The sequence below is a fragment of the Aeromonas caviae genome, assembly GCF_000819785.1.
Classification (GTDB): Bacteria; Pseudomonadota; Gammaproteobacteria; order Enterobacterales; family Aeromonadaceae; genus Aeromonas; species Aeromonas caviae.
In genome coordinates this window covers 115,844-132,906 of record NZ_CDBK01000105.1, presented here as the reverse complement: position 1 = coordinate 132,906, position 17,063 = coordinate 115,844, and the positions used below count along the sequence as shown (strand labels likewise).

Here is a 17,063-nt window from a genome sequence, read left to right as displayed (position 1 = left end):
CCCGCCGATACGGCGGGCTTTTTATTGCTGAAGCAAGGCGCTTGGCGCAGATGCTTCTCTCTTACAACACCTTGGCGATGGCGTCGCAGAGGGGATCAATGTTGGCGCGGGTGATGCCTGCCACGCTGATCCGGCCGGAGCCGACGATATAGATGGCGAATTCGCTCTTGAGGCGCTCCACCTGATCCTTGGAGAGACCGGAGAAGGAGAACATGCCGTTCTGTTCGCGGATGAAGCTGAAATCCTGGTTCACCCCCCGCTCGGCCAGCTTCTCCACCAGCAGCTCGCGCATCTCGCGAATGCGCACCCGCATGGCGGCCACTTCTTCCACCCACTCCGCATAGAGGGCCGGGTCGCTCACCACGGTGGTGACAACGGCGGCGCCGTGTGACGGCGGGTTGGAGTAGTTGGCACGAATGACGGTCTTCACCTGGGTGAAGGCGACGTCGGCCACCGCCTTGGTCGCGCAGACCAGGGTGAAGGCCCCGACCCGCTCGTTGTAGAGGCCGAAGTTCTTGGAGAAGGAGCTCGCCACCAGCAGCTCGTCGTGGCACTCGGCGAAGATGCGAAGGCCTTCGGCATCCTCTTCGATACCCCGGGCAAAGCCCTGATAGGCGAAGTCAAAGAGCGGCAGCCAGCCGGCGGCGGCACTCTGCCTGGCCAGGGCGCGCCACTGCTCGGTGGTGGGGTCGATACCGGTCGGGTTGTGGCAACAGCCGTGCAGCAGCACCAGATCCCCCGCCTGCGCGTCAGACAGGGAGGCCTGCATGGCGGCGAAGTCGAGCCCCTTGGTGGCGGCGTCGTAGTACTTGTACCACTTGACGGTCAAACCGGCCGCCTGGAACACGCTGACGTGGTTCGCCCAGGTGGGATCGGAGATCCAGATGGTCTTGGCGAGATTGTTGCGTACCACGAACTCGGCGGCGATACGCAGGGCACCGGTACCGCCCGGCGCCTGCGCCGTCTTGGCGCGGCCGCTGGTCACCAGGGCGGCATCACGGCCGAACAGCAGTTGCTGCACGATGCGGCCGTATTCGATATTGCCTTCGATACCGAGGTAGTTCTTGGTCTTCTCGTCGGTCAAGAGCTTCTGCTCGGCTTGCTTGACGCAGTGAAGGATAGGAGTGGCACCGGTCTCATCCTTGTAGATACCGACCCCCAGATTGATCTTGTGGCTGCGAGTGTCGGCACGGAAGGCTTCGGTCAGGCCCAGGATCGGATCCGCTGGGGCGGCAACAACCTTTTCAAACATGGTATTCCCTGTAGTCCGTTGAGTTCGTTGGCTGGCAAAGTAGGTTGGCAAACAAAAGCGCCCGTCCAGGGAGCGCTTCGTCAGCTCTTTATACCACTGCCTTCCATAGGGGAAAACCGCTTTCTCGGCGCCGCCTCAACCAATCCCGTGCCAATCCGGTGCCAGGGCACACACCTCGACCGACAGACCCCGATTCGACTCCACCAGATCATTGCACTGTGCCAGCAGCGCACGGGGGATACGGCTCGGCTCCCAGGGCCGGCCATCCCCCAGGGGAGCCCCGTAGGCCGCCTTGATGGGCACCAGATCCCGGGGCAGCCACCAGCTCGCCGGTCTCCCCAACCGCTGGGCCAATGCCAGTACTCTGTCGACCCCGGCCGGATCCAGGGCAGTGAGGTGGCTCCAGAGGGTCTGGGGCGGCAAGGCGGCGATCAGGGGCTCCAGCGTGCCGGGATCCTCGGCGGGATACCAGACCAGCAGGGCGTCGGCGGGCAGTGGCAACTCGGCGAAGGCGCCGACGGCATCGGTCGTGATCACCCGCTGTATCTCCCCCTCTCCCCAGAGGATCTTGCCAAGCTGCGCCAGGGTGCGGGCTGGCAGCGCCACCTCCCCCAGGGTCTGGAGCCAGGGAGCGGCATCCAGCAGGGTGCCGCCGCTGAGAAACAGGCTGAACGGCCGTGTGGCCCGCAGACGAAGGGGCAGATCGCTGCACAGCCGGATCCCCTTGTCTTCGAAGTCGATCTGCTCGATGGGGCTGAAATGACCCTCCCCCTTGCGATACAGGGCCGCCAGCACCCGCTCGTTGACCCTCTCCCCCAGTTGCCAACCGTGGGATTGCAGCCACTCCTCGGGTTCCGGCGGGGCACTGGCCATCTTCGCCAGCATCAGCTCCCGAGTCAGATAGCGGTGCCCGGCAGGGGTGAGCTCATAGTGATGATTGCCAAGGGCCAGCAGCAACTGGTTGTCCCGAAGCATGCCGATGAGCGGCTGCCATTGACGACCGCGAACAGCCTGGGGGCCGCCGCTCAGCAACTGCTGTGCCAGCGCGCGCCACTCGGGGTGGGTGAAATCGATCAAAGGCATCCTTCCCTGTCGGCCAATCTGCTTCAACAAATTGAATAATCTAGCGATTTACCAGAGGAGAACCAAGGGGGCAAGGAAGACAACGTGATATGGCGCAGGGCCAGAGGACGAAAAGTAGTGAAGGGGCCAAAAAACAGAACGGCCAAGCAAGCTTGGCCGTTCATCAACTAAATCAGCGCAGAGGCTAGATTAGAAGTTGTATTGCAGGGCAACAGTGAACTCGTCGTCCTTGTCGTTGATACCCTGGATTTTGTACTCGGTGTACGCCTTGAACTTGGAAGTGAAGTTGTACTGCACGCCCAGCAGGGTTTCGTCGACGATGTCTTGATAGGAAGAACCGGCGGAGTTGGACAGTACCTTGCCTTCGGCGAAGTTGTAACCGGCCAGGAAGGTCCAGGCGTCAACGTTGTAGGAAGCAGCCAGCTCGTAGCCACGGCCCTTGTCCTTGTTGCTGCCTTGGGTGGTGTTGTCGTAGCTCAGGTCACCCTGGGTGTACATACCGGCGAAGTAGAAACCGTTGATGGCGTAGTGTGCGCCCAGGGCCCACTCTTTCTTGTCGCCAGAAGCGCTGGAAGTGGTGCTTTCCAGGTCGGAGTAAGCGTAACCGGCGTTCAGGCCCAGACCGAAGTCGAAGTCGTAACCGGCAGCAGCGGCGTAGCCGTAGTTGCGCTTGGCGTTCGGGCCATAGATTGCGTCTTCTTTGATGCCTTGACCGACGTCAGTAACCTTGACGGCTACGTCATCGTTGGTCTGGTAGGACACTTTGCCCTTGAAGCCACCGAAGGTGTTGGAGTAGATGATCTGACCTTCTTGACGACCGTCGTAGAAGTTACCTACGTCACCCCATTCGTTGAAGATATCGGTCGGCTCCAGCACGTCGTAGAACGCGGTGTCGGTCTGGCCGAAGATGATCTTGCCGTACTGGGTACCGTCCAGGCCGACATAGATGTGACGGGAGTTGAACTTGTTGTCAGAGTTTTCGGCGGATACTTGCCACTCGGTCTTGGCGATACCGGACCAGGTGTTGTTCAGGCCGACTTTGCCGGACCAGCCCAGACGGGAGGAACCAACCAGTTCAGCGTCGGTGTCGTCGTGGTCTGCGTACATGTTGGCTTGTACACGGCCGTAGATGTCAAAGGAGGTGCCGTCTTTGTCGTAAACGACAGCAGCGTTGGCTGCGGATGCGAACAGAGCCGGGATAGCAATAGCCAGAATTGTCTTTTTCATAGTTTCCAATGCCTACTGTAATTAAACACTAAGTCCTTGTTATTCCCTGTGTTAGCGATGTTCTTTGCATCACTATGGCGCCGAGACTATCACCGGGTTTTCGAATCCGCAATGAAAAAACTTGGAACTTTTTATGAAAACCATAGTCACAGGGAAAAATTTGTGAGCTGAATCTCACAATGTTTGCCCCATCAGGGAAAACGTTTACAGCGATACTCTCTGCCTGAATCCCTCTTTTTTGGTGGTTTATTGCAACCCCCTGTTCCCTCATAACATATGTGCAAAGCCGGGGCTGACCCGACTGCTTCTCCCCTGCCTCGACCAGGGCCGCCTGTTGCGGGTATCCTGTTGCCATCCACACCGACACGGTCACACCTTCTTTATGCTATCGACTCGCCTCAAAGCCACCATCCGCAATACCTATCGCCAGATTGCCGATGGTTTACCCGGTTTTGTGCCGCGCAAGGAGCAGAATTTCCTGGTTGCCGAAATCGCCAAGACCCTGACGGGAGAATATGACAGGAGTCGCCGCATCCTGGTGGCCGAGGCAGGCACCGGCATCGGCAAGTCCCTCTCCTATGCCCAGGGGGCCATACCAGTGGCACGGCTGACCCAGAAGAAGCTGGTGATCTCCACCGCCACCGTGGCCCTGCAGGAGCAGCTCATCCACAAGGATCTCCCCTTTTATCACCGTCACAGCGAGCTGCCGTTTCGTTTCATGCTGGTCAAGGGGCGCCAGCGCTACTGCTGTGAGCACCTGCTGGAGCAGGCGGCAAACGGCAGCGAGATGGCCAATTTCGAACTCGACTTCGGCGCATTGAGCAAACACAAGCCATCGGATGCTGACAAAGCGTGCTACCAGGGGCTGTGGCAGGCCTACACAGAAGGCAAGTGGGACGGGGATCGGGACAACTGGCCCAAACCCATTCCGGACCCTTGCTGGGATCGCATCGCCGCCGACCGCCACACCTGCAACAAGGCCCTGAGCCACCATCAGCACTGCCCCTTCCATCGGGCCCGCAACGACATGGACGCGGCAGACGTGCTGGTGGTCAACCACGCCCTGCTGCTCTCCGACCTCACCATGGGGGGCGGCATCATATTGCCGCCGCCGGACGAGTGCATCTATGTGCTGGACGAAGCCCACCACCTGCCCACCATCGCCCGGGATCACGGCGCCGCCAGCGCCAGTATCAAGGGATCCCGCCGCTGGCTGGAAAAGCTGGTGCAAAGCGCGGGCAAGCTGGCCAGGACGCTGAACAAGGAGAGCCTCCTCGACCCCCAGCTCAAACTGCAGGATGCCCTGGCCTCTCTCCAGCCGGATCTCAAGGCCCTCGAGCAGTGGCTCGCCAGCAATGATCACCTCTTTGGCGGCGAGCCCCACCACAGATTCGCCGATGGGGTGCTGCCGGATCCCCTGCCCATGCTGGCGGAAAACCTCAAGGAGGCGAGCAAGAAGGCGTTGCGGGCGCTGGACAGAATGCAGGGGGCCATCGGCGAGGCGCTCAAGGATGGCGAAATCCGTCGCAAGGAGGCCGAGCCTCTGCTGGCGGAGAGCGGTTTTCACTTGCAACGGCTCGAGAGCTTCTGCGCCCTCTGGGAGATGCTGAGCCGCCATGTTCCCACCGGCAAGACCCCCCTTGCCCGCTGGATGGCCAGAAGCGAGGACGGGGACATCTGGTTGCACGCCTCCCCCATCGAGGTGGGGTATCTGCTGGAGGAGTGGCTCTGGTCCCGCTGTCTCGGGGCCGTGCTGGTGTCGGCGACCCTCACCGCCCTCTCCTCCTTCAGTTATTTTCGCCACCAGGTGGGGCTCAAGGAGCATGACGGCACCCGCTATCTGCGGCTGCGCTCCCCCTTCGACTACCACAAGGCCGAACTCTATCTGCCCAAGATGGCCCATGAGCCCAGTGCCCCCGCCTTCACCCAGGAATTGATCGATACCCTGCCCCGCCTGCTGGCAGGCAAGGAGGCCAGCCTGGTGCTCTTCTCCTCCTATCGCCAGATGAACGAGGTGGCGGTGGGGCTGCGAGCCAAGGGGATGTCGCTCCTGGTACAGGGGGAAGCGTCCCGCAGCGCCCTGCTCCTCTTGCACAAACAGAAGTGCGACGGCGGCCAGGCCAGCATCCTCTTTGGCACCGGCAGCTTCTCGGAAGGGCTGGATCTGCCCGGCCACTACCTCACCAACCTGGTGATCACCAAGCTCCCCTTCGCGGTGCCCAACTCCCCCGTGGAAGAGGCGACCGCCGAGTGGATAGAGCAGCGCGGTGGCAACCCCTTCCTGCAACTGACGGTGCCGGAAGCGTCGCGCAAGCTCATCCAGGCCTGTGGCCGCCTCATCCGAAAAGAGGCGGATCGGGGGCGGGTCACCATCCTGGACCGGCGCCTGCTGACCAAGCGCTACGGCAAGGGGCTGCTGGACGCCCTCCCCCCCTTCACCCGACGCATCGAGTGACACAGCTGACGCCCGCCATGTGCTCCCCTGTCCCTCATGTCAGGAGGGGGCAGAAAGATAGAAGAGCACGCTGCCCGCAGGACTCGGGGCAGCGGGATCCACACCGCGCACACCGGAAGGCGCCATAAACGGCTATTGCCGCTGTGGGGTAAACCTGTAAAAATGACCCCCTATTTTTCAGTGGGCAATTGCCTGACTGTTCAAGGAGATGAAATGAAACTGACTGTTCTGGTACCGGCCCTGGCTGGTCTGTTGTGGGCAGGTAGCGCCCTGGCCGCTAGCCAACTGGAAATTACGAATCCCTATGTCATCCAGCTGCTCGATGGCGAACCCGTCAACCCCCAGCTGCTCGATAAAGCCACCGTCTTCTCCCTGGAGCCCGGCAGGCACCAGGTCGTGGTCGCCTTCGAAGGCAACTACTCCAGCCGCAGTGAAACCAAGCTGGTCACCGCCGAGCCCCTGGTGATCAACTTCACCGCCGCCGACAACCAGCAACTCTTCCTCGACTTCAAGAAGCCCCGCAAGGAAGAAGAAGCCAAGCGTTTCGTCAAGGAACAGAACGTCGTTCTGAAAGACAAATCCACCGGCCAGGTTCTGAAATCCGAGCAGTTCGTCATGCCGACCGTGGGTGGCTTCCAGCTGACCCGTGACTATCAGCAGGAGCTGCTGAAGATGGGCAAGGCCTTCAACCAGCCCAAGACCGTTTCCGTCTCCACCGCCGCCGTGATGGCTGCCGCCAGCGCACCGGTGGAAGTGGCCCCGAGCAAGGCCATGAGCAACCCGGAAGCCCTGACCCAGCTGCAGAGCTGGTACAACAAGGCCGATGCGGAGACCCGCAAAGCCTTCCAGATCTGGGTGATCCAGCAGCAGTAAGGCGCATCGCACGCCTGCATCGAGGGGAGCCTGGCTCCCCTTTTTCATACCCGTTCATGGCCGATGCTTCATGTCACTGCGCATCTTCTATCACCCCCACTACTCCGCCCTGACGCTGCCCGAGCGTCACCGCTTCCCCCTGGCCAAGTACCAGGCGCTGTTTGAACGCCTCGTCGCCCTCGACTATCCGCTGGCACAGGCCGCCCCTGCCAGCCGTGAGCAGATAGAGAAGGTGCACGATGCGGCCTATGTACAGGCCGCCCTCGCCGGCACCCTCGATGAAGGGGCCATTCGCCGGCTCGGCTTTCCCTGGTCTTCCCTGCTGATTGAACGTACCCTGCACTCGGTCGGCGCCACCCTGGCCGCCAGCCGCCACGCCCTTGCGCAGGGCTGCGGACTGCAGATCTCCGGCGGCTACCACCACGCACACCGGGGGTTTGGCAGCGGCTTCTGCCTCTTCAACGATCTGGTGATCGCGGCACGAACATGCCTGGACGAGGGACTCTGCGAGCGGGTACTGATCGTGGATCTCGATGTCCATCAGGGAGATGGCAGCGCTGCCCTGTGCACGGGCAGCCGTGACATCATCACTCTCTCCCTGCACGGGGAACACAACTTCCCCCGCCACAAGCCGGCCTCCCATCTGGACTTTCCCCTGCCAAGCGGCATGGAGGACGACGCCTATCTCGAGACCCTGGACCAGGCCCTCGCCCTGGCTCATCGCCTCTACGCCCCCGACTTCATCCTCTATCAGGCCGGGGTGGATGTGCACCGGGACGACGAGCTGGGCTACCTCTCCCTGAGCGACTCAGGCGTGCGCCAGCGCGATGCCATGGTCTTTGACTCTGCGCTTCGCCACGGGCTGCCCATCACCGCCGTACCGGGAGGGGGTTACCGGCGAGACTGGCAGAAGTTGATCCCGCTGCACCTCTCGCTCTTTGAAGTAGCAAGGCACCGGTTTGGTTGAGCGGCACCACCCGGCCCATGATGAAAAAAGGCGACCCTTGGGTCGCCTCTTCTATATCCAGTGCGCAGGGATGATGACGCCGTCTGCCCTCAGGCATGGGCCATCGGCGTCGGGTGCTCGCCCATCTTGCGCAGCAGCATCAGCAGATAGACAAGGGAGACCCCGGCAATCACCATGAACAGCAGATGATCCGAGTAGTGCTGCATCAGGAGCGCGGTCAGGGTCGGCCCGAGCAGGCTGCCGATGGTGTAACTCAGCAGCAGCGCCTGGTTCATGGCCACCAGTTGATGCTGCTCCACCTTCTCGCAGGCCCAGGCCATGGCCACCGGATAGAGCGTGAAGCCCGCGGCCCCCAGAATGAACAGCGTCGGTCCCATGGCCGCGTTGCCGAGCATCGCCATGGCCCCCAGGATCACCACCAGCACCTGTACCCGCAGCACCGGCAGGCGCCCGAAACGATCCGCCAGACGCCCCACCGGCCATTGCCCCAGGATGCCGGCGCTCACCATCACCGCCATCCAGTAGCCGATGGCCCCGTCGCTCACCCCCTGGTGGTTCAGATAGAGCGGCATCAGACCATAAAGCACCCCCAGCACGATGCCGGAGAGGATGCAGCCGTTCACCCCCAGACGCGCCTGACGCAGGCGCAGCATCGGCCAGACCGGAGTCCTGGCCTGGTGGTTGCCTGACGGACTGGCGATGCGGGTGAACAAGAGCGGCAGCATGGCCGTCAACACCAGGGCAATCACCCAGGGCAGCACCGCCATCAGCGACGTCGGCACCTTGCTCACCAGCAGTTGCCCAAGCACGGTGCCCACGTAATAGACCATCATGTAGGCGGCCAGCAGGCGACCCCGATTGCGGGCGTTGCCGCTGCACATCAGCGCGCTCTCCACCACCACCCAGATCATGGCGCAGCCGACCCCGGCGATGAATCGCCAGGCGAGCCAGCTCCAGAACGCCAGGGTAATGCCGAGCCCGACGCAGCCTGCGGCAAAGAGCGCACTGGCCAGGTAGTAACTGCGATTGAAGCCGCAGCGGGCGATGAGTCTGCCCGCCAGCAGGGTTCCCAGCAGGTTGCCGGTGAAATAGGAGGAGCCGACCATGCCGACCTGCCAGGTGGGCAGATGCTCATGGGCGAGCCAGAGCGGCACCAGGGTATTCAATACCGCGATGGCCAGGGTCAGCAACAGCAGGCCACAGAGCAGGAGCAGCACCGGGCGGGAGTATGTGGTCATGGATAGAACCGTGGGGAGAGGCAAAATGCGAGCGCATCATGCCACCGCCTGTGCCTTTGTCAATCGGCACTGAGGCCGGGTCGCAAGGTTTTTCTGCCCACCGTGATGGCAACGCGGCACGGCCCTCCCCTGACGGGAGCCTCATCCCCTTGATTGGCCGGCACGTTGGTCATGATGAGGGGAAGCGGGCCGTTGAACATCGACCCTCACGCCAGAGGCCGAGGCCATGACAAGAAGAGGCGGCCCAGGGCCGCCTCTTCTTTCTATCAAGCACAACCTATTGTGCACAACGCCGGTCAGCGCTGACGCTTTTTGGCGTACTTGCGACGAGCCCGGGCCTGGCGCTCCTCTTCCCGCTCCGCCTTCTCCCTGGCTTTCTGCTCAGCCTCGGCCTGGGCTTCCACTATCTCGACGCTCACCATCTCTGGCGTCTCCAGAGAGATCCGCCCCAGCATGCCGGACCGGAATTCATTGACCAGGATTTCCGAGGCCTTGTGCAGATCCGCAAGCCCCCCCTTGCGCATGAAGCCGCGCTGACGGGCAATGAGATCCAGCAGCTCGATCTCGGTCTCCGGCAGCTCGCTCAGCTGGTAGCGTGCCTTGATGCGCTCCGGATAGGCCTTGATGAAGTAATCGGCGGCAAACATGGCGATGTCGGCGTAATCGAAGACGGTATCCTTGATGGCCGCCGTGATCGCCAGTCGATAACCGCAGGAGGGCGGGTTGAGCTTGGGCCACAGGAAGCCAGGGGTGTCCGTCAGGATGACGTGGTTGTCGAGCTTGATCCGCTGCTGGGACTTGGTCACCCCCGCCTCGTTGCCGGTCTTGGCGATGATGCGCCCCGCCAGGGTGTTGATCAGGGTGGACTTGCCCACGTTGGGGATGCCCATGATCATGGCGCGCACCCCGCGCAGCTCGAAGTTGCGCTCCGGCAGCATCTCGTGGCACAGGGTCAGCAGTTGCTTGATCTTCTCCGGCTCCTGCTGGGTCAGGGGCAGTGCCTTGATCCCCTTTTCCTGCTCCATGTGGGCCACCCACAGCTCGGTGATCTCGGGGTCGGCAAGGTCTGCCTTGTTGAGCACCTTGATCACCGGCGTCTCCCCGCGCAGCTCCGGCACCAGGGGGTTCTCGCTGGAGAAGGGGATGCGGGCGTCGAGCATCTCGATGATGACATCGACCTGGGGCATGACCTCTGCAATCTCTTTGCGGGCCTTGTGCATGTGGCCGGGGAACCAGTTGATGGACATATCCGTTACTCTCTCATTGGCATGCGGTCCCCTCTCGGGGCTGCGGGCGCTCGGGGTTGCGGGTGCGTGGTGATGCGCCAGACCGCTGGCACTCATCGCAAGGGGGCGCATTTTACCTGCTGCGGCCCCGATTTGACAGGCTATTCTGGCCGGGTGTTGTCACCCGGGTGGCCGGATGCCCGCCACGCCACCGGGAGGTGAGTGGCAAAACACAATCAACATAACCCATTGATATAAGATAACATTTACAAGGCGCTTTCACCGCATTGTCATCTCTCTTCACTAAAAGTGTCATCTGCCCCCTCTAGGCTGCGCTCAGGTTTCACAAGGAGCGAACCCCAATGAGAAAGATGGCAGGACTTGCAGTGATGATAGGCGCCGCCCTGGCCGCCGGCTGCAACTCCAACAACGACAGCAACACCCCGGAACCCAGCGCCAAGAACGTGATCTTCTTCCTCGGCGACGGCATGGGTCTCAACACCCTGACCGCCTCCCGGATCTATGGCGTCGGCGAAGAGGGCAGCCTCACCATCGACACCCTGCCGGAAACGGCCTTCATCAAGACCTTCTCCCACGATGCCCAGGTGACCGACTCGGCCCCCTCCATGGCGGCCTACATGACCGGGGTCAAGAGCAACAACGGCGTCATCAGCATGGACAGCGACGCCACCCAGGAGAGCGATTGCAGCCAGAGCGGCGGCAAAGCGGTGACCACCCTGCTGGAGCTGGCCAAGGCCGATGGCCGTGGCACCGGCGTGGTCACCACCACCCGGGTCACCCACGCCACCCCGGCCGCCACCTATGCCCATATCTGCAACCGGGATCTGGAGGCTGATATCGCCGTCCAGATGGTGCCGGGGGGCAGCGGTTACAACAGCGCCCTGAAGGAGGGGCTGGATGTGGTGCTCGGCGGCGGCAGCGGCTTCTTCCTGCCCAGCGCCGACAAGGGCAAGCGGACCGATGGCCGCAACCTCATCGACGAGATGAAGGCGAAGGGCTATCAGTTTGCCGCCACCCTGGACGAGCTGAACCAGGCCGATGCGAGCAAGCCGCTGCTGGGCCTGTTTGGCTCAAGCCACATGAAATATGACCTGGACCGGCCCGCCAGCGAGCCGTCACTGGCCCAGATGACCCTGGCTGCCATCAAGCAGCTCAAGGACAAAGAGAAGGGCTACTTCCTAATGGTGGAAGGGGGGCGTATCGACCACGCCCTGCACGACACCAACGCCAAGCGCGCCCTGCAGGATACCCTCGCCTTCGACAACGCCATCCTGGCCGCCATCAATGAAGTGAAGAAAACCGATCCCGAGCTGAAAAACACCCTGATCGTGGTCACCGCCGACCATGACCACACGCTAGTCCTGAATGGTTATGCCAAGCGCACCGGCAAGACCACCGCAGGCAATGCGGGCGTGCTCGGGCTGGTGAAGAACTACGAGACCGGCGAGCCGAGCAAGGATAGCGATGGCATGCCCTACACCATCATCGGCTTTGGCAACGGCTACAACCGGGTGGACGGCCCGCGCAGCAGCGTGGCGGCCCTCGACGACGCCACCGCCTCCGCCGACGACTATCACCAGGAGGTGGTGGTCAAGGTGGGCGAGATAGGCAACGAGACCCACGGCGGTACCGACGTTTTCCTCGGCGCCATCGGCCAGGGGGCGGAGCGCTTCCACGGCTCTCTCGACAACACCGCCGTGTTCGGCAAGATCAAGGCTGCGGCCAAGCTGTAAGGGATTATCAGGATGAACATCACCATGAAAAAGACGCTGGTCTGCACCGCCCTGCTCGGCACGCTTGGCGGCCTCTCCCAGGCGCACGCCGCCGATGCCAAGAACGTCATCCTCTTTATAGGTGACGGCATGGGCCCCACCGTGCTCACCGCCACCCGCCTGTTCAAGGTGGGGGAAGAGGGGGATCTCGAGATGATGAAACTGCCCCAGAGCGCGCGCATCAAGACCTTCTCCCACGATGCCCAGACCACGGACTCCGCCCCCTCCATGGCGGCCTACACCACCGGCGTCAAGATGAACAACGAGGTGATCGCCATGAGCAGCGACACCAGGGCCGTGGCACCGTCCAAGGATGCCAACGGCAACAAGGGCATCAACAACTGCACCAGCGACAACGGGAGCCCGGTGCCCACCCTTCTCGAGCTGGCCAAGGCAGCCGGCAAGTCGGTGGGTGCTGTCACGACCACGGAGCTCACCCATGCCACCCCGGCGGCCACCTATTCCCATATCTGCCACCGGGATGCGGCCTACGCCATCGCCGAGCAGGCGGTACCGGGCGGCGCCGGCTTCAACCAGGCGCTGGGGGATGGGGTCGATGTGCTGATGGGGGGCGGCGCCAACCACTGGACGCCCTACAGCGCCAGCAACAAGGGCGGCCGGGCCGACGGCCGGGATCTCACCGCCGAGCTGACCGCCCGGGGCTACCGCTATGTCACCACCAAGGATGAGCTCTCTGCCGTCAACTCGGGCAAGGTACTGGGGCTGTTCAGCACCAAGTCCCACCTCGACTACGAACTGGACCGCGTCGCCAAGGGGGCGGCCAGTACCCAGCCGTCCCTCTCCGAGATGACCGCCAAGGCGATCGATCTGCTCAGCCAGAACAGCCAGGGCTACTTCCTGATGGTGGAGGGGGGGCGTATCGACCACGCCCTGCACGCCACCAACGCCAAGCGATCCCTGACCGATGCGGTGGCGCTGGACGAGGCGGTCAAGACGGCCCTCGGCAAAGTGGATTTGAGCGATACCCTGATCGTGGTTACCGCCGACCACGACCACACCATGACCATCAACGGCTATTCAGCCAAGGGCAACAAGGTGCTGGATCTGGTCAAGAACGCCGATGGCTCGACCCAGAACGACGCGGACGGCAAGCCGTTCACTACTCTGGTATTCGGCAACGGCCCCAACCGCCAGGACCAGCGCCCCACCCTCACCAGCGATGAGGTGATGGCGGATGACTACCTGCAGGAGACCGGGGTCAAGCTCGGCTCCGAGACTCACGGCGGCGGCGATGTGATGCTGTTCGCGGGCGGCGCAGGCAGCAGCCAGTTCAAGGGCACCCTCGACAACACCCGGGTGTTCGGCAAGCTCAGGGAGGCCCTCGGCCTGTGATAAAGGTGCCCGGCACCGCGCCGGGCACCTTTTCCGTCGAGCGAGAGACGATGATGAAATATCTGCTTTCTTTATGGCTGCTGGGCAGCGCCCTCTCCTTCCCCCTCCTGGCCGACGAGGTGCCCGATCTGGCCGCCCGCATCCGCTACGTGGACAGGGTGACCGGCAGCGACGGCATCACCCGGGAGAGCCAGTGGCAGGAGAAGTGGCTGCGGGTCGGTGACCAGGTGTGGAGCCAGCGGCTCATTCCCGTTCCCCTGGCCCGTGCCTATCACGCCACCCATGATGCCCGCCCCGGCCACAAACACTTCACTCACCAGATGGCGGCACGCTGGGTCACCCGCAGCGAGGGAGACGCACTCCAGTTGCGCTACGCCGATGCCTGGCACAACCAGCTGGTGGAGGTGCCGCAGGAGGAGTACGGCCAGGTGGCCTTCAAGCCAGAGTGGGCGCGGATCCGCCACCTCATCAACCCTTCCCTGTTAGAGGGAATGACACCACTGGATGAGGCCGCCCCCGACCAGGCGAACTGGTATGAGACCCGCGAAGGTCGCCAGCGTACCCGCATCCTCTGGTCGAGCCGCTGGCAGTTGCCCCTGGTGGTGGAGTCGGCAAGCCTCGACGGTTATCGCAGCTACCGGATGGAGGTGACGCTCAAGCCGCTGCCAAAGACCCTCCCATGGCAGCAACTGGCAGGGTACCAGACCCTGGATCTGCGGGATTTCTTCGACTGATCCCCCCAGGCTGCAATCACCTGGCTGACATGGCGTAACGGGATGTTACACTCTCTGTACTCATCCCGGACCCGAACATCCATGCGCCTTGTTACTCTGCTTCTGCTGCTCTCCCCTCTGATCGTCTGCGCCTTTTCGGCCCGTGCCGTGGTCGTCGTGGCCGCAGACATTCCCCCCTATGTGATCCGCGCCCAGCAGGGTGCGCCGAGCGGCATGGCCATCGAGGTGCTGGAGGAGGCTGCCCGCCGCCTCGGGGAACCGCTCGAGATCGAGTTGATGCCGCTGGCTCGCGCCCTCAGCCAGGCCAGCCACCGCCCGGATGTCCTGTTATTGCCCCCGGCCCGAAATCCCCAGCGCGAACCACTGTTTCTCTGGATTGCCCCCCTGCTGGAGGAGGCCTTCGTGCTGGTCAGCCATCGCCGTCACCATCCAGCGCCGCTCTCCATGAAGACGCTGCCTGGCCTCACCGTTGGCGTGATGCGTGGCTCCCATAGCCAGAGCCTGATCCAGCCGCTGACAGGGGTGACCCGGGAGCTGGTCACCGAGGAGGTCAGCAACGCCAGCAAGCTGGCGCGCGGCCGCATCCAGGCCTGGGCGGTGGCCTGGAACACCGCCCGTTACAACCAGCAGCGGGCGGGTCTGCCGCTCCCGGATCTGGTGCGGGGCGAGACCTTGCAGCAGAGCACCCTCTACCTGGCCGCCAGCCCCCGCTTCTCCCGCAGCGAGGCGCTGCGCTGGCGCCGGGTCATTCAGGAAATGAGGGAGGATGGCAGTCTCGCGCGCATCCTGCACCAGTACGATTACCAGGCTCCCTGATGAGACAGTCAGTCCAATTGCCAAACCACCCCAGAATGGTTATGGTATCTCCATGAAAGCAATCATGATTTTTTCCAGTACGCTCACACCCCGCTGAGCCCCCGCCCTCGCCCCGCTGCGCGAGTCGCTCGGGGGCATCGCTTTTGCTGTCTGCTTTTTACCCTTGCACCGTTTTTTGTCGACCAGTCTGCCCGTCATCCTGGTCCCTTCAGTCATTGATAAGGAAATACCCTATGAAACAGCCTCATCTCGTCATCTCCAGCCTGGATCTGGATCGCATCGAACAGTTGCTTGGCAACCACCCCCAGCACCTTGCTCTGCAAGAGGAACTGGATCGCGCCGAGATCCGCGAACCCGCCGACATGCCGCCGGACGTGGTGACCATGAACAGCACGGTGCGCTTCAAGATGCAAAACAGCGGCAACGACTTCTGCCTGACGCTGGTCTATCCAAAGGATGTACAGGGGGACGAATCGAAGATCTCCGTGCTGGCGCCAGTGGGCAGCGCCCTGCTGGGGCTCAAGGTGGGTGACAGCATCGCCTGGCCGGGGCCGGCCGGTCGCACCATCCAGGTGGAGATCCTGGAAGTGGTCTATCAGCCGGAACGCGCGGGGGAGTTGCACCGCTGACAGGCTGCCAGGCGGCCACTCTGGTCTGATGCGACCAGGTGGCTGACTCGGTATGCCTTTGTCCGGTCGGAGCCGACGGCCACCGGCCGGGCATGACCTGACGGGGGATCAGGCCCCCTGACAGATCCGGTTCTTGCCCTCCCGCTTGGCCTGATAGAGAGCGCGATCTGCCTGGCTGAACAGGGTGTCAAAGTGCCATTCGCGGGCGCTGGGCGCCCACCCCAGGCTGGCCGTCACCCGGACCCCCTTCAGCCCCAGCGTTTCTATCCCCTGACGGATCTGCTCGCAGCGCGCTTGCTGGGCCAGGGGGTCCCGCTCGGGCAACAGCAGCACAAACTCTTCCCCGCCGAAGCGGCTGGCCACCAGATCCCGCTGGCCGGCAAGATAGCGACCCACCGCCTCCAGCACCCTGTCCCCGGTCTCGTGACCGTGGCGATCATTGATCTGCTTGAAGTCGTCGAGATCCAGCACCACCAGCGCCCCCTGCCTTGCCATCGTCACGCAGTGATCCATGAAGCCACGCCGGTTCAGGAGGCCGGTCAGGGGATCCTGGCTGGCCTGTCGACGCAGGGCCAGGGCCCGGTACTGGGTACAGAGCAGCAGCACCCCGAAGGTCGACAGATAGTTGCCCATCAGCATGGAGAGGAAGGGGAGCACATTGACCGCATGCTGATCCATCAGGACACGCACCTCGCCGCCGAGCAGGGCCCCCATGCGCACCAGATTGAAACCGTAGAGCAGGATGTTGACCACGGTGAACACCAGCACAGCGGGCAGATAGTCAGGGTAGCCATGGCGCCATATGAGCCAGACAATCACCGCCCCCACCATCATGTAGCTCAGGCAGGCCAGCAGCACCCGGGGGGCCATCTTGTCGTTGAAGATGACGCTCCAGCAGAGGATCAGCAGGTAGACCAGCATGAAGAGGGTGAATGCCCGCCAGTTTGGCGGCTCCCCGAAGAAGCGCTGGATGGCGAGTGGCATCAGGGCGAGGCAGAAGGTGATGAGCAGGTTGGCCAGCCAGATCCCCGCGATATGGGGGGCAAATGCCTGCATGAAGAAGAGCGATTGCGCCGCGAGGGCACAGAGGCTGGACCACCACCAGAGCCCGAGACCGGGTATTTCCCTGTGGGTCCACCAGATGATGGAGAGGGTGATGAATCCCAGGCTGTAGCCCCCGAGGGCCATCAACATCAGGGTAAATACGTCCAGATTGAGCAGAATTGAGGCGTCCATTCCCGAACCTTCCAATGGAGATGGCTGAGTATATGGGAAGCCCATGACAAGACACAGAGGGAGCCTATGGGCCGGGCAAAAATATTTGCCCGGCTCGCACGCCCCATTCCCCGTGAAGCGTGCCGGACAACGCCCTGTCTGTGCCCGGATTTTCCACCGAGACGGCCGCCGGATATTTTGC

14 protein-coding genes are annotated in these 17,063 nt (G+C 62.8%); 8 read left to right on the top strand and 6 right to left on the bottom strand.

From position 1 onward, the window contains the following. Positions 1-61 precede the first annotated feature (61 nt). The 3 genes from BN1120_RS19160 to BN1120_RS19150 form a co-directional block, all read right to left on the bottom strand. Positions 62-1,252, bottom strand: a complete 1,191-nt coding sequence (locus tag BN1120_RS19160; protein ID WP_010675240.1) for an amino acid aminotransferase — start codon at positions 1,250-1,252, stop codon at positions 62-64. A 135-nt stretch (positions 1,253-1,387) separates the two neighbouring features. After that, complete coding sequence (locus tag BN1120_RS19155) at positions 1,388-2,329, bottom strand: hypothetical protein (protein ID WP_042017569.1); 942 nt, start codon at positions 2,327-2,329, stop codon at positions 1,388-1,390. 195 nt (positions 2,330-2,524) lie between these two features. Continuing rightward, positions 2,525-3,562 (bottom strand): porin, encoded by a 1,038-nt coding sequence (locus BN1120_RS19150; RefSeq protein ID WP_042017568.1) that lies wholly within the window; start codon positions 3,560-3,562, stop codon positions 2,525-2,527. Between the two features lie 382 nt (positions 3,563-3,944). On the opposite strand from BN1120_RS19150, the gene dinG reads away from it, so the two are divergent. The 3 genes from dinG (at position 3,945) to BN1120_RS19135 (ending at position 7,857) form a co-directional block, all read left to right on the top strand. Next, on the top strand, positions 3,945-6,017 hold the full coding sequence (gene dinG / locus BN1120_RS19145) for an ATP-dependent DNA helicase DinG (RefSeq protein WP_042017567.1): 2,073 nt from the start codon (positions 3,945-3,947) through the stop codon (positions 6,015-6,017). A 213-nt stretch (positions 6,018-6,230) separates the two neighbouring features. Then, positions 6,231-6,890, top strand: coding sequence for a YccT family protein (locus tag BN1120_RS19140; RefSeq protein WP_039040268.1), 660 nt, complete (start codon positions 6,231-6,233; stop codon positions 6,888-6,890). A gap of 70 nt (positions 6,891-6,960) precedes the next feature. Continuing rightward, positions 6,961-7,857 carry a histone deacetylase family protein gene (locus BN1120_RS19135; RefSeq protein ID WP_042017566.1) on the top strand — a complete coding sequence of 299 codons (897 nt, stop codon included), beginning with the start codon at positions 6,961-6,963 and terminating at the stop codon, positions 7,855-7,857. Positions 7,858-7,946: 89 nt separating this feature from the next. On the opposite strand, the gene BN1120_RS19130 is transcribed toward BN1120_RS19135, so the two are convergent. Beyond that, positions 7,947-9,095, bottom strand: coding sequence for an MFS transporter (locus BN1120_RS19130; protein ID WP_042017565.1), 1,149 nt, complete (start codon positions 9,093-9,095; stop codon positions 7,947-7,949). Between the two features lie 296 nt (positions 9,096-9,391). Further along, positions 9,392-10,342: a ribosome biogenesis GTPase YlqF gene (ylqF, locus tag BN1120_RS19125; RefSeq protein ID WP_010675247.1), complete on the bottom strand. Its 951-nt coding sequence runs from the start codon at positions 10,340-10,342 to the stop codon at positions 9,392-9,394. A gap of 341 nt (positions 10,343-10,683) precedes the next feature. Here ylqF and BN1120_RS19120 point away from each other — a divergent pair, with 341 nt between their 5' ends. The 5 genes from BN1120_RS19120 (at position 10,684) to rnk (ending at position 15,646) form a co-directional block, all read left to right on the top strand. Continuing rightward, entirely contained in the window at positions 10,684-12,075 is a 1,392-nt protein-coding gene (locus tag BN1120_RS19120; RefSeq protein ID WP_042017564.1) for an alkaline phosphatase, read from the top strand. 24 nt (positions 12,076-12,099) lie between these two features. Next, positions 12,100-13,467 (top strand): alkaline phosphatase, encoded by a 1,368-nt coding sequence (locus BN1120_RS19115; protein WP_171865824.1) that lies wholly within the window; start codon positions 12,100-12,102, stop codon positions 13,465-13,467. Between the two features lie 50 nt (positions 13,468-13,517). Continuing rightward, entirely contained in the window at positions 13,518-14,201 is a 684-nt protein-coding gene (locus BN1120_RS19110) for a hypothetical protein (protein WP_029314749.1), read from the top strand. 81 nt (positions 14,202-14,282) lie between these two features. Next, positions 14,283-15,017, top strand: coding sequence for a substrate-binding periplasmic protein (locus BN1120_RS19105; protein ID WP_010675251.1), 735 nt, complete (start codon positions 14,283-14,285; stop codon positions 15,015-15,017). 233 nt (positions 15,018-15,250) lie between these two features. Further along, positions 15,251-15,646 carry a nucleoside diphosphate kinase regulator gene (gene rnk, locus BN1120_RS19100; RefSeq protein WP_010675253.1) on the top strand — a complete coding sequence of 132 codons (396 nt, stop codon included), beginning with the start codon at positions 15,251-15,253 and terminating at the stop codon, positions 15,644-15,646. A gap of 108 nt (positions 15,647-15,754) precedes the next feature. Here the strand turns inward: rnk and BN1120_RS19095 are convergent, their stop codons facing one another. Further along, positions 15,755-16,882, bottom strand: a complete 1,128-nt coding sequence (locus BN1120_RS19095) for a GGDEF domain-containing protein (protein ID WP_041213146.1) — start codon at positions 16,880-16,882, stop codon at positions 15,755-15,757. Positions 16,883-17,063 lie beyond the last annotated feature (181 nt).